Genomic DNA, 737 nt, shown 5'->3' with positions numbered 1-737 from the left:
CCCAACGGGGGTCCTCCCTTCACGTCAACCCGCAAACTGTCATGAACGTCCCTGCCACCAACACCTAGGGGCGGGCGCAGGCGCCCCGGTGCAGCGTCCGAGGGGCGCACAGCCCGCACACAAATTATGTGAATTTCTCACGATTCGTTGATTCTTCTCTCAGCCGAACTTAGCTTCGAGGCACCGCTGGACCGCCCAGTGGAGCAATCCCCAATCGGGACGCCCGACGCATCCGCGAGGCCCTCCGAAGCAAGGAGAAGTCATGAACCGCACCACCCGTCGCACCCTCGGTGGCCTCGCGGCCGGTGCCGTCCTGGCCACCACCGTGGCAGGAGCTGCCTCGGCAGCACCCCGCCCCACCGCTCCCGAGAAGCCACGGACCTCGGCCACCCAGCACCAGGCGGCTCATCGCCAGACGGCCCAGCAGCGGGGCCAGACCGTGCAGCACCGGGCCGGCAAGGTCACCAAGGCCCGAACCGCCAAGGCCACCACGAAGGCGCGCACCACGACGAAGGCCACCACGAAGTCCCGCAACGCCACCGCAGCGCAGACCCGGCCAGCGACTCGTCCGGCGACGTCCACCAGGGCGGCCTCGGCGCCGGTGGTGCGCACCACCGGCCAGACCACCCGCACCACCACCTGGTCGTCGAGCCGCAGCACGGCCACCACCGGGACTGCCCCCAGTTTGGTTGACAGATTTCTAGGGGCTGGTCAGGCGGCCTGTGTGACCGTCTGAT

1 protein-coding gene is annotated in these 737 nt (G+C 68.9%); it reads right to left on the bottom strand.

Features of this window, described 5'->3' with window-relative positions:
- Positions 1–405 precede the first annotated feature (405 nt).
- Complete coding sequence (locus ABD073_RS08475) at positions 406–669, bottom strand: hypothetical protein (RefSeq protein ID WP_343873618.1); 264 nt, start codon at positions 667–669, stop codon at positions 406–408.
- Between the last annotated feature and the right edge of the window lie 68 nt (positions 670–737).

This window comes from Luteococcus peritonei, from assembly GCF_039526385.1.
Classification (GTDB): domain Bacteria; phylum Actinomycetota; class Actinomycetes; order Propionibacteriales; family Propionibacteriaceae; genus Luteococcus; species Luteococcus peritonei.
The sequence above is the reverse complement of the archived record's forward strand: the minus strand, read 5'-3'. Positions and strand labels throughout refer to the sequence as shown.